Raw genomic sequence first — 11868 nt, 5'->3', positions numbered from 1 at the left:
GGGACTCCGGTGGAGCCGCGGGAATCTTTTGGAATGGGAAGTACATGAAGATTCCCGCCCCTCCAAAGTCGTCCCTTTTTCCTTATTCCCTTCCCTGCGTTACGTGCGGATTGCATCCTGCGTAAAGACGGTGCGAAGTGGGAGTAAAAACTATTTTCTTGCGCTACGCGCTTTTGTCTGTAGCAAGAAATGATATTAAGAGATGTTGAGAGATTTGATAGGTTTTGAGATGCTTCAAGATAAGGGAATCTGAGAGACCTTGAGAGACTGTGAAAGACCTTATTGTTCATTAAGAAGGGGTGTAGGATGTGTAAGTAGATATTTGGAATAGGAAAGAATGGGAAGTCATTGTATGGGAAAGAAAAAACAGCCCTTCGGCGCTATGGGTAGCGGGGGAAGGGCTGTTTTTGTTTTTGGTGCTTATTATCTGAATACAGCTACTAGGATGGCGAGGATGAAGAATGCGGCTCCTAGGCCGGCTGTGGTGCGTTGCAGGACGAGGTCCATGCCGCGTGCTTTGGTTTTACCGAAAAGATGCTCGGCGCCGCCGGAGATGGCACCGGAAAGACCAGCACTTTTACCTTTTTGCAGCAGTACCACGATAATCAGAGCAACCGAGATAATAGTAAGCAGGATCTGCAAAGTCAATTGCATAATTTCCACCTCCTTGAAGGATTCGCCGAGCCTCTATAAATGTATATGTACAGGTTATCTAACCATATCACTCTATAGAAACAGCATTTATAGTTTATCATATTCGGCAAGTAGATAGCAACGATTTCCTGACTGCGCCGATAGGAAAATAAAAAAACAGCCATCCGTCGAAACGGATGGCTGCTGTCCAGTGAACATGGTGGCTGTAACGGCTAAGTAGCGGCTCAGGCCGTTGTTGTCGATGTGTTCACGGTCAGCCGCGACGCCCATTCCCCAAACGGATGGCTAGCAGCATAAAAATATGCTGTGCAGCTGTATCTGATCTTCGCGACCGGATTCAGCGCTCCGGGCGAAGGTCAGATGATATCTATAGTTGGATGACAACAGCAATCTGACGGAATCGCGATATGACATTTGGTCGATAACCGATGCTAGGTTATCGTTCGTCTTACCTGCGATTCATGTCTTCATGCGATTGTACATCTGATCATGCTTTCGAAGAATTCGAACTTACTTCGTCAGACCACGGTGCTCAGTCAGGTTGTAGAAGGATTTCAGGCCGTGGTATTGAGCCAGTTCGCCCAGACGGTCTTCGATGCGAAGCAGTTGGTTGTATTTTGCAATACGGTCGGTACGGGAAGGTGCACCTGTTTTGATTTGACCAGCGTTGGTAGCAACCGCGATGTCAGCGATTGTGCTGTCTTCGGACTCACCGGAACGGTGGGAGATTACAGCTGTGTAACCAGCGCGTTTCGCCATTTCGATCGCATCAAATGTTTCAGTCAGCGTACCGATTTGGTTTACTTTGATCAGGATGGAGTTACCGATACCTTCTTCGATACCGCGACCCAGACGCTCAGTGTTCGTTACGAACAGATCGTCACCAACCAGTTGTACTTTGCTGCCCAGTTTGTCGGTCAGCAGTTTCCAACCTTCCCAGTCATCTTCGGAGCAACCATCTTCGATGCTGATGATTGGGTATTTATCTACCCAAGAAGACAGCAGGTCTACGAACTCAGCAGAAGTGAAGGATTTGCCTTCGCCTTCCAATACGTATTTACCATCTTTGTAGAACTCAGTGGAAGCAACGTCCATACCGAGGAATACGTCAACACCTGGTTTGTAACCAGCTTTTTCGATCGCTTCGATAATTGTGCTCAGTGCTTCTTCGTTAGAAGTGAAGTTAGGAGCGAAACCACCCTCGTCACCTACAGCTGTGTTCAGACCTTTGCTGCTCAATACGGATTTCAGGTTGTGGAAGATTTCCGCACCTGTACGCAGAGCTTCTTTGAACGATGGAGCGCCAGCAGGGATAACCATGAACTCTTGAACGTCCACGTTGTTATCAGCGTGCTCACCACCATTGATGATGTTCATCATTGGTACTGGCAGTTGTTTTGCGTTGAATCCGCCCAGGTAAGCGTACAGTGGCAGATCCAGAGCTTCAGCAGCAGCGCGAGCTACAGCCATGGAAACAGCCAGAATTGCGTTAGCGCCCAGTTTCCCTTTGTTTGGTGTACCGTCCAGCTCGATCATTTTGCGGTCGATGCTCAGTTGGTCAACAGCGTCCATACCGATTACTTCTGGAGCGATGATTTCGTTTACGTTCGCTACAGCTTTCAGAACGCCTTTACCCAGGTAACGGGATTTGTCGCCGTCACGCAGCTCAACAGCTTCGTGAGCACCAGTGGATGCACCGGAAGGTACGATCGCGCTAGCTACAACGCCGGATTCCAGATATACTTCTACTTCAACAGTCGGGTTACCACGGGAGTCGAGGACTTCACGGGCATACACGTTAGTAATAATCGTCATGATTTAAAAGTCTCCTTTGAGATAAGTTTGATCAGGGTGACATCAGGTATACCTGCGCACCTTGTATATAGGAACGCATGACTGCAACAGAACAGGCGATTTCAGCGGAACATGACGAGCATGTTAATGCGTCTGCCGGTCGCAGCCTCCGTTCATCACAATAAATTAAGAACTTACTTACGGCTGGAAATGATGGATGTACCTGTCATTTCGTCCGGTTTAGCAATTTGCAGCAGATCGAGGATCGTTGGTGCAATATCACCCAGAATGCCGCCTTCGCGCAGCACAACGTTCTCGTCGGTTACAATAAACGGAACCGGGTTCGTCGTATGCGACGTTTGCGGACGTCCCTCTTCGTCGATCTCTGTTTCAGCGTTACCATGGTCAGCAGTAATCAGCGCTACGCCGCCTTTGGCAAGGATCGCTTCCACAACACGACCAACACACTCGTCCGTCGTTTCCACGGCTTTGATCGTCGGCTCCAGTTTACCAGAGTGACCAACCATATCCGGGTTCGCAAAGTTCAGGATGATCGCATCCTGACGCTCCGCTTCGATCTCGGCGATGCATGCATCTGCCACCTCACGCGCGCTCATCTCTGGTTGCAGATCGTAGGTAGCGACTTTTGGCGAATTGATCAGAATACGAGTCTCGCCTTCCAGTTCTACATCACGACCGCCACTGAAGAAGAAGGTAACGTGCGGATATTTCTCAGTTTCAGCAATACGCAGTTGCTTTTTGCCGTTTTGAACGAGTACTTCGCCCAGCGTATTGTCCAGACTTTTCGGTCCGAAAGCAATATGACCGACAACCGTTGCACTGTATGTGGTAAGACATACGTAGTACAGCGCCTGCGGATAATCACCGCGCTCGAAACCGTTAAAGTCATGCTGTGTAAATGCTTGGGACAGCTGAATCGCACGGTCAGGACGGAAGTTCAGGAAGATTACGGAATCTCCACTGCTTACCGTACCGGTCGGTTGACCGTCAGCATCCACAATCACAGCCGGAATGACAAACTCATCGTACACTTCTTCTTTGTAGGAAGAAGTTACCACGCTCAGCGGGTCCTTGAATTGAGGACCTTCGCCGTAAGCGATAGCACGGAATGCTTTTTCGACACGATCCCAGCGTTTGTCGCGGTCCATGGCGTAGTAGCGTCCTTGTACGGTAGCGATTTTGCCGATACCGATACTGCTGATTTTCTCAACCAATTGCTCCATGAAGCCTTTACCACTGTCCGGTGCTACGTCGCGACCGTCCAGGAATACGTGGATCAGCACATCATGAAAGTCATGTTTTTTCGCCAGTTCCAGCGTTGCAAACAGGTGGTCGATATGACTGTGTACACCGCCGTCAGACAGCAGCGTGAACAGGTGCAGCTTTTTGCCATTTGTTTTGGCATTTTCGACTGCGCCGACGAGTGCTTCGTTGTGGAAGTATTCGCCGTCACGAATCGATTTGGAAATGCGGGTCAAATCCTGATATACGACGCGACCTGCGCCGATGTTCAGGTGACCGACTTCCGAGTTCCCCATTTGACCTTCTGGCAAACCTACAGCTTCGCCGCAAGCAGTCAGAGTCGTATGAGGATATTGTTGCAGGTAACGGTCATAGTTCGGCTTTTTCGCTTGAGCAACACCGTTGCCTTCGACTTCCGGACGCAGACCGAAACCGTCCATGATGATTAATGCTACCGGTTTTGGAACTGACATTTACTTCGCCCCCTCAACCAGCTGAATGTAAGACTCAGACTGAAGACTTGCGCCGCCGACGAGTGCTCCGTCGATGTCGCTTTGTCCCATGTACTCCTTCACGTTCTCAGGCTTCACGCTACCGCCGTATTGAATACGAACTGCGTTTGCCACTTCTTCGTTGTACAGGTCTTTCACAACGTTACGAATGTAGGAAATCACTTCATTCGCATCAGCAGAAGTGGAAGATTTGCCTGTTCCGATTGCCCAGATTGGCTCATAAGCGATAACAGTTGCTTTCGCTTGCTCTTCGCTCAGACCAGCAAATGCGCCTTCGGTTTGTACTTTACATACATCCTTGGTTTGATCGCTTTCGCGCTCTTCCAGCTTCTCGCCTACGCAGACGATTGGCGTCAGGTCATGACGGAATGCAGCAAGTACTTTTTTGTTTACGATCTCGTCGGTTTCGCCAAAATATTGACGACGCTCGGAGTGACCGATGATTACATAATCCACGCCGAGGTCTTTCAGCATAACGCCACTGATCTCGCCAGTGAATGCGCCATTGTCTTCAAAATGAAGGTTTTGCGCGCCGATTTTGATAGAAGTTCCTTTTACCGCTTCTACCAGAGCTGGCAGGTTGGTGAATGGTGCACAGATTACGCTCTCTACGCCTTCCACTTCTGCTTTGCCTTTGATATCTTCGATGAATGCTTTAGCTTCCGGAACGGTTTTGAACATTTTCCAGTTGCCGGCAATGATTGGTGTTCTCACTGCTGTATCACTCCTTCTATTCCATACTGCCTATATTGTAAACTTATTTATCGTTAAGTGCCACAACGCCAGGAAGTGCTTTACCTTCCATGAACTCCAGGGAAGCGCCGCCGCCTGTAGAGATGTGATCCATTTTGTCAGCCAGGTGGAACTTCTCAGCTGCTGCTGCGGAGTCACCGCCACCGATTACGGTGTAAGCGTCAGTTGTTGCGCAAGCTTCTGCTACTGCACGAGTACCGTGGGAGAACGGTTCGATTTCGAATACGCCCATTGGTCCGTTCCAAACAACCAGTTTGGAGTTTTTGATCACGTCAGCGTAGATCTCACGTGTTTTTGGACCGATATCGATACCTTCCCAGTCTGCCGGGATGTCGCCAACTTCAACGATTTGCGTGTTTGCATCCGCGCTGAAATCGTCAGAGATTACGATATCTACTGGCAGGTAGAAGTTTTTGCCCAGTTGTTTTGCCTTTTCAATAAAGCCCAATGCTACATCCAGTTTGCTCTCGTCCAGCAGGGATTGACCTACTTCATGACCTTGCGCTTTCATGAATGTGTAGGACAGACCGCCACCGATGATTACGTTGTCTGCCAGGTTCAGCAGGTTGTCGATTACATCGATTTTGTCTTTTACTTTGGAACCACCAACGATTGCCGTGAAAGGACGCTCTGGATTGTTCAGGGCTTTACCCAGTACATCCAATTCTTTCTCCATCAGCAGACCAGCTACTGCTGGCAGGTGATGAGCGATACCTTCTGTCGAAGCATGTGCACGGTGAGCCGCGCCAAATGCGTCGTTCACGAACAGATCAGCCAGCTCAGCAAATGCTTTTGCCAGTTCTGGATCATTTTTCTCTTCGCCTGCATGGAAACGAACGTTTTCCAATACAAGTACATCGCCGTCTTTCAGTTCAGCGATTTGAGCTTTTACTGCATCGCCAATCGATTCGTCTGCTTTGGCTACCGGTTTGCCCAGCAGTTGGGACAGACGTTCCGCTGGTGCAGTCAGTCTCATGGACTCTACTACTTCACCTTTTGGACGACCCAGATGGCTTGCAAGCAGAACTTTTGCGCCTTTTTCGATCAGGTAGTTAATGGTCGGCAGCGTTTCGCGGATACGTTTGTCATCCGTGATTTTGCCATCTTCCATCGGTACGTTGAAATCCACACGTACGAATACCACTTTGCCAGCTACTTCTACATCACGCACACTTTTTTTGTTCATTGTCTTACCTCCATGCCCGTAATTTTAAGCTTTACCAAATCGGAACCGGCTGCACGTATGTACAGCACGTAACTTAGAAAAAGCGGAAACAAATAGGATCTGTTTCCGCTTTATGGAATTAATATTTATTTCAGCGTATGGCCAGTATTAGCCTTTGTTCGCGAAGAACTCAAGCGTACGAACCAATTGAGCTGTGTAGGACATTTCGTTGTCGTACCAAGCTACCGTTTTAACCAGCTGTTTGTCGCCAACTGTCAGAACGCGAGTTTGCGTCGCATCGAACAGGGAACCGAAAGTCATACCTTTAATGTCAGAAGATACGATTTCGTCTTCAGTGTAACCGTAAGTTTCTGGATCGGAAGCTTCTTTCATTGCTGCGTTGATTTCTTCAACAGTTACGTTTTTCTCCAGAACTGTTACCAGCTCAGTCAGGGAACCAGTTGCTACAGGAACACGTTGTGCACCGCCATCCAGTTTACCTTTCAGTTCAGGGATAACCAGACCGATTGCTTTTGCAGCACCAGTTGTGTTAGGGATGATGTTCTCAGCCGCTGCACGAGCACGACGGAAGTCACCTTTTGCATGTGGAGCATCCAGTGTGTTTTGGTCGCCAGTGTAAGCGTGGATTGTAGTCATCAGACCTTCAACAACGCCGAATTTGTCTTGCAGCGTTTTTGCCATAGGTGCCAGGCAGTTTGTTGTGCAAGATGCGCCGGAGATAACTGTTTCTGTACCATCCAGAATTTCGTGGTTTACGTTGTAAACGATTGTTTTCATGTCGCCAGTTGCTGGAGCGGAGATAACAACACGTTTTGCGCCAGCTTTCAGGTGAAGCTCAGCACTTTCTTTGGTTGTGAAGAAACCAGTACATTCCAGAACGATATCTACGCCCAAGTCGCCCCATGGCAGTTCTTCAGGGTTACGGTTAGCCAGAACTTTCACTTCTTTACCGTTTACTTTGAAGAAACCATCATGTACTTCAACTTCGCCGTTGAATTTACCTTGAGTAGTATCATATTTCAAAAGATGTGCCAGCATTTTTGCGTCTGTCAGATCGTTGATTGCTACAACTTCGATACCTGCTACGTCTTGAATACGACGGAATGCCAGACGTCCGATACGTCCAAAACCGTTAATACCAACTTTAACCATGAGTGAATTCCTCCCAGAAATAAGTTTAATGAAATTTATGCAATCAAGACAAGATTCGCATGAATCTGTCGAGACAGTGATGATCATGAAATGTGATTACGTTTGACACTGCAAACGCCTAGTACGTTAGAAGTGAAGTTGGGAAATAGTTCCCTGCTGCTGCCGGATAAAGGTGCTGACTTCGTTTACTACAATAGATAGAAAAAACTACAGTTCCTTAACGATCTCCCTAGCAGCAGCTTCGTCGATGACCAGAATATCTTCCTGCCCAAATTTCAGTACAGAATGGATAGACTGTGCCTTGCTCTTGCCGCCAGCGATGCCGATCACCACTTCGGCATTGGCGATATCCTCCAGCTGCAACCCAAGGGTCAGCATATGGTGGACCGTTTCGCCTTGCTCATTAAAATAGTGACCGAACGATTCGGCGACAGCGCCTGCTTTGCGAATTTCCTGTACAAGCTGCGGATCCAGTCGGCGGCGGCGTACCATTTCCATAGCATCACCGATACCGTGAATAATAATGCGTGCGCGCCGGATAAACTCGACGATCTCACGTACATTCTCATCCTCGTACAGTAATTCATAGGCGTCCCTGCGTAGCAGATCGGGCACATGCAGTAGCCGGTACTGCGCGCCAACCCGCTTCGCCATCGTCGATACGATGGAGTTCGCCTGGTATTCCATATTTTCGCCAAGTCCGCCTCTTGCCGGAACGAACCAAGCTTGTTTGAGCGGTGCTGGCAAGGTTGGACTGAGTTGCTCAGCAACTTCAGCCAGTGTAAAACCGCCGGTAACTGCTACAATATCGTCTTCTCGCATCACACTGAGCAGTGCTTTTGCGCCTGCACGCCCGAGATGCTGCTTCGTACTTGCAGATGCATCGCAATCTCCGGGCACAATGACAACCTGCTGCAAACCGTAGGCATCGCGAATGCGTTCCTCCAGTGCAGACAGTCCAAGCAATTCTTCCATAATCGGTTCCAGTTCGTCAAGCAGTTGTCTGCCTGCTTCACTGACTTTCATTCCGGTACTCTCAATATCCAGTAATCCCTGGGACTTGAGCAGATCAGTTTCGGCGCGCAGTACGCGCTCCGTCATGCCCAGAGACGATGCAAGTGCTCTTCGTCCGACCAATCCCGTCAGCATGACCTGATGCAAAATGGCATATCGCTTTTTGAGTACGTCGGTGAGATCGGGCAGAAGCTGCTTCTGTATTTCAAGTAATTTTCGCATGCTTTCCACTCCTGCAACTTATCTCGCTCAGTGTAATCTGGTTCATTTCAACCAGGTTGGGTGTATGGACTCAAAATGTCCCGGCATAACTTTTTAAGTCCCACTACTATATTAACCAATTTCCGACTCGGAATCAAGTCTACTGCACAACTATTTATGGCAGGTTTACGTTACAGTTTTCACAGGGTGATTGCTTGCTTTTTAAACCTATCTATTCTATAATCATTCTTGCTGTTGTTTTATTTGCGCCCGTGGTCCAATGGATATGACGTAGGCCTCCGAAGCCTGAGATCCAAGTTCGATTCTTGGCGGGCGCGCCATTCTCTCTCAAGCACTATACATATTTCGTTCCTATCCTGTTATAACAAACAATTGTTAACCCTGTATTATGATGATAGAAAGAATTGCTAACCAGCTGATGCTGGTTATTTTTGTATATTCTTCTAGTAAAACAACACTGCTATGCGGTTGATGGCAGTCATTCCATGGAAAAAGGAGCACATTGCAACGCTGCCCTTTTCTTCATTAACCCATTTTCCAGCAAATTAGGCAGTTTTGCAGTCAATAGTTTGACTTTCTTTGACTTTAAGTTTGAACTGGCCTATAATGTGGTAAGAACAATTGATTATTTATATTGTTTGGACTATGATTCCACTATATTCATAACATTTACGATGATCGTAATTTTAAGGAGGGTTTCTAGTGAGTTATATCCCAATGGTCGTTGAACAGAGCAGCCGCGGTGAACGCGCCTATGATATCTATTCCCGTTTGTTGAAAGACCGTATCATATTCCTCGGTTCTGAAGTGAATGATGTGGTGGCAAACGCGATTATTGCACAAATGCTGTTCCTGGAAGCCGAAGACCCAGAAAAAGATATTCATCTGTACATTAATAGCCCAGGCGGTTCGATTACGGCGGGCATGGCAATTTATGATACAATGCAATTCATCAAAGCGGACGTGTCCACCATCTGTGTCGGCATGGCTGCAAGTATGGGCGCATTCCTGCTGAATGCAGGTGCAAAAGGTAAACGTTTCGCGTTGCCAAACAGTGAGGTCATGATTCACCAACCACTCGGTGGTGCTCAAGGTCAAGCAACGGACATCGAGATCCGTGCGCGTCGCATTCTGAAAATGCGCGATAAGCTGAACCAAATTCTGGCGGATCGTACTGGTCAACCACTGGAACGTATCGAACGCGATACTGACCGTGACTATTTCATGACTGCTGCGGATGCTGCTGAATATGGTCTGATCGATAAAGTCATTGAGAAAACTCCTCCACAAGGCGTGTAATACGCTAAATGGACATACAAAAAGCTGCAACGGCATCATGCCATTGCAGCTTTTTTCGTATTTCGTACAGTCTCATGAGCTTATCGTTGTTAGCTATAGGCTATAACATTCCTAACTCGCTCTATCCTGCTCTACCTCAATATTGTCGTGTTCATACATCAGGTTAACCTAATAGCGGTTCGTCGGTTAACATCACACGATGACGATGTGAGCCGTGTAGCTCCAATACGATCAACTCATTGGTGCCTTCTACTAATAGCGGTGCGGGAATATACAGCGTTCGCTGTGGTCCCCTATTCCAGTATCGTCCCAGATTGAATCCATTGATGTAGACGATGCCTTTTTGCCAGCCTTTCATATCCACAAATGTATCCCGGCGCTGCGACACTTCAAACGTCGTCCGGTAAAAGGCTGGCTTCTCGCCTTCCGCTTCCAGCATGACACCTAGTGTATTGGGTGAGGATATCGAAGTATATTCCGCTCCCTCTGGTAATTTTCCATCCAGCGAATAGATCACCCATTCATGCAGAAACTGATTGCCTAGCCGCACGCCTTCGGTAATACCTTTGCGATCCAGCAGATGGGGACCGTAGTTAATGCGCCCCATATTTTCCACCAGAATGCTCAGTCTGGCTCCTTGCGCATCAATATCCAGTTGTAATGACTGTGCATCTGGATCAGAGCGATCAATGACTCCGGCATATCGTCCATCGATATACACCTGCGCCCGATCGCGCACATGTTGAATATGCAGCTCCGTATTGGGCAGTGGACCAGACACCGTTGTCGTATACAGTACAAATCCGTAGCTCTGTCCCAGCTCCTCCATCGTCAATGGATACGGCGAGTACACCGGATTAGGGCAAAGTATATCCAGCACACTGAACAATCCTACACTCTCAGTCAGCTCCAACTCACCGTATCCATAGGACTTGATCGGTTCTGGTAACGGTGGCGGAGTCAGCCCGCGATACGTATGCAGCACGTCACGTACAATATGATATTTTTCCGTAAGCTGCCCGGATTCACTCAGCAAAGCATTATAGTCATAGCTCGTAATGGTCGGCTCATACGTCTGAATATGATTCGCCCCATTGTAAAAGCCAAAATTGGTTCCCCCACGAAACATATAAAAGTTAACGGATGCCCCATCTTGCAGCATACGAAGCAATTCGTCACCTACATTGCCTGCATCCCGTATATGATGCTCTTCTCCCCAGTGGTCAAACCACCCGTTCCAGTATTCCATGCACATCACTGGCTGCCCCGGCTGATGCTGACGCAATTTGTGAAATGCCTGCTCTGGCTGGGAACCAAAATTAACGGTCATCAGTGTACCGTCCACATGACCCGCAGTGAGTAATTCGTGCTCCGGTCCATCCGATGTGAATAATAGAACATCTACTCCGCGCTCAATTAGCGCATCGCGAATATGTTCCAGATAGGCAGTATCATTACCATAACTGCCATATTCGTTTTCCACCTGAACGGCCAGCACAGGACCTCCCTTGGTGCACAGATACGGCAAGAGTCGCGGAATCAATTCATCATAATACCGATCCACTGCTTGTAAATATCCCGGATAACTGCACCGTACCCGCATTGCCGGATCAGCGAGCAGCCACGAGGGCAAGCCGCCAAACTCCCACTCTGCACAGATGTACGGACTTGGACGCACAATCACCCACAGTTCCAGTCGTGCAGCAATCTCTATATACGCTTCCACATCTGCCATACCGGTAAAATCATACTGCCCCGGCGCTGGCTCATGCAGATTCCACGGAATATACGTTTCGACACAATTAAAACCTGCTGCCTTCAAACGAAGCAGTCGATCTTCCCAGTACTCCGGTACGATCCGAAAATAATGCATTGCTCCAGAAATGATCGTCACCGGCTTCTCCTGCCATACAAATGATCCGTTGCGTACATCAAATGGTGTCATGCCTACAATCTCCTTTATGTTAAGAATCAAACAGGCGGAGTACCCGTGTATATGACAAGAAGTGCAGCAAGATT

Annotated in this window: 9 protein-coding genes and 1 tRNA gene; 2 read left to right on the top strand and 8 right to left on the bottom strand. The window is 48.1% G+C overall.

All coding sequences use genetic code 11. The features are described from left to right. Nucleotides 1-423 precede the first annotated feature (423 nt). The 7 genes from secG to ACDE64_RS00770 all read right to left on the bottom strand — a co-directional run bounded on the left by secG (nt 424) and on the right by ACDE64_RS00770 (nt 8550). Complete coding sequence (secG, locus tag ACDE64_RS00800; RefSeq protein ID WP_367061615.1) at nt 424-654, bottom strand: preprotein translocase subunit SecG; 231 nt, start codon at nt 652-654, stop codon at nt 424-426. Nucleotides 655-1164: 510 nt separating this feature from the next. Further along, nucleotides 1165-2469, bottom strand: a complete 1305-nt coding sequence (eno, locus tag ACDE64_RS00795; protein WP_411348664.1) for a phosphopyruvate hydratase — start codon at nt 2467-2469, stop codon at nt 1165-1167. Nucleotides 2470-2642: 173 nt separating this feature from the next. Next, a complete protein-coding gene (gpmI, locus tag ACDE64_RS00790; protein ID WP_411348663.1) occupies nt 2643-4184 on the bottom strand; it encodes a 2,3-bisphosphoglycerate-independent phosphoglycerate mutase in 1542 nt (513 codons plus the stop codon). Continuing rightward, nucleotides 4185-4937 carry a triose-phosphate isomerase gene (gene tpiA, locus ACDE64_RS00785; RefSeq protein WP_411348662.1) on the bottom strand — a complete coding sequence of 251 codons (753 nt, stop codon included), beginning with the start codon at nt 4935-4937 and terminating at the stop codon, nt 4185-4187. 43 nt (nt 4938-4980) lie between these two features. Then, nucleotides 4981-6162 (bottom strand): phosphoglycerate kinase, encoded by a 1182-nt coding sequence (locus tag ACDE64_RS00780; RefSeq protein ID WP_411348661.1) that lies wholly within the window; start codon nt 6160-6162, stop codon nt 4981-4983. A gap of 147 nt (nt 6163-6309) precedes the next feature. Next, nucleotides 6310-7314 carry a type I glyceraldehyde-3-phosphate dehydrogenase gene (gene gap / locus ACDE64_RS00775; RefSeq protein ID WP_411344664.1) on the bottom strand — a complete coding sequence of 335 codons (1005 nt, stop codon included), beginning with the start codon at nt 7312-7314 and terminating at the stop codon, nt 6310-6312. Between the two features lie 207 nt (nt 7315-7521). Next, nucleotides 7522-8550 carry a sugar-binding transcriptional regulator gene (locus tag ACDE64_RS00770; protein WP_411344663.1) on the bottom strand — a complete coding sequence of 343 codons (1029 nt, stop codon included), beginning with the start codon at nt 8548-8550 and terminating at the stop codon, nt 7522-7524. Between the two features lie 245 nt (nt 8551-8795). On the opposite strand from ACDE64_RS00770, the gene ACDE64_RS00765 reads away from it, so the two are divergent. Beyond that, nucleotides 8796-8870: transfer RNA gene (locus ACDE64_RS00765), tRNA-Arg, on the top strand. Nucleotides 8871-9252: 382 nt separating this feature from the next. Then, complete coding sequence (gene clpP, locus ACDE64_RS00760; protein WP_411344662.1) at nt 9253-9849, top strand: ATP-dependent Clp endopeptidase proteolytic subunit ClpP; 597 nt, start codon at nt 9253-9255, stop codon at nt 9847-9849. A 163-nt stretch (nt 9850-10012) separates the two neighbouring features. On the opposite strand, the gene ACDE64_RS00755 is transcribed toward clpP, so the two are convergent. After that, the gene (locus ACDE64_RS00755) at nt 10013-11794 is read right to left on the bottom strand and encodes a beta-galactosidase (RefSeq protein ID WP_411348660.1); all 1782 of its coding nucleotides are present in this window, start codon (nt 11792-11794) and stop codon (nt 10013-10015) included. Between the last annotated feature and the right edge of the window lie 74 nt (nt 11795-11868).

Origin of the sequence: Paenibacillus sp. WLX2291 (genome assembly GCF_046603665.1) — a bacterium.
In the GTDB taxonomy this organism is placed as follows: Bacteria; Bacillota; Bacilli; order Paenibacillales; family Paenibacillaceae; genus Saccharibacillus.
Note: the sequence above shows the minus strand (reverse complement) of the source record. Positions and strands in the feature narration are given on the sequence as shown.

Coding starts and splice junctions, on each gene's coding strand:
- ACDE64_RS00755 (WP_411348660.1), bottom strand. CDS start 11,794: ATGACACCATTTGATGTACGCAACGGATCATTTGTATGGCAGGAGAAG.
- gpmI (WP_411348663.1), bottom strand. CDS start 4,184: ATGTCAGTTCCAAAACCGGTAGCATTAATCATCATGGACGGTTTCGGT.
- ACDE64_RS00780 (WP_411348661.1), bottom strand. CDS start 6,162: ATGAACAAAAAAAGTGTGCGTGATGTAGAAGTAGCTGGCAAAGTGGTA.
- secG (WP_367061615.1), bottom strand. CDS start 654: ATGCAATTGACTTTGCAGATCCTGCTTACTATTATCTCGGTTGCTCTG.
- gap (WP_411344664.1), bottom strand. CDS start 7,314: ATGGTTAAAGTTGGTATTAACGGTTTTGGACGTATCGGACGTCTGGCA.
- ACDE64_RS00770 (WP_411344663.1), bottom strand. CDS start 8,550: ATGCGAAAATTACTTGAAATACAGAAGCAGCTTCTGCCCGATCTCACC.
- eno (WP_411348664.1), bottom strand. CDS start 2,469: ATGACGATTATTACTAACGTGTATGCCCGTGAAGTCCTCGACTCCCGT.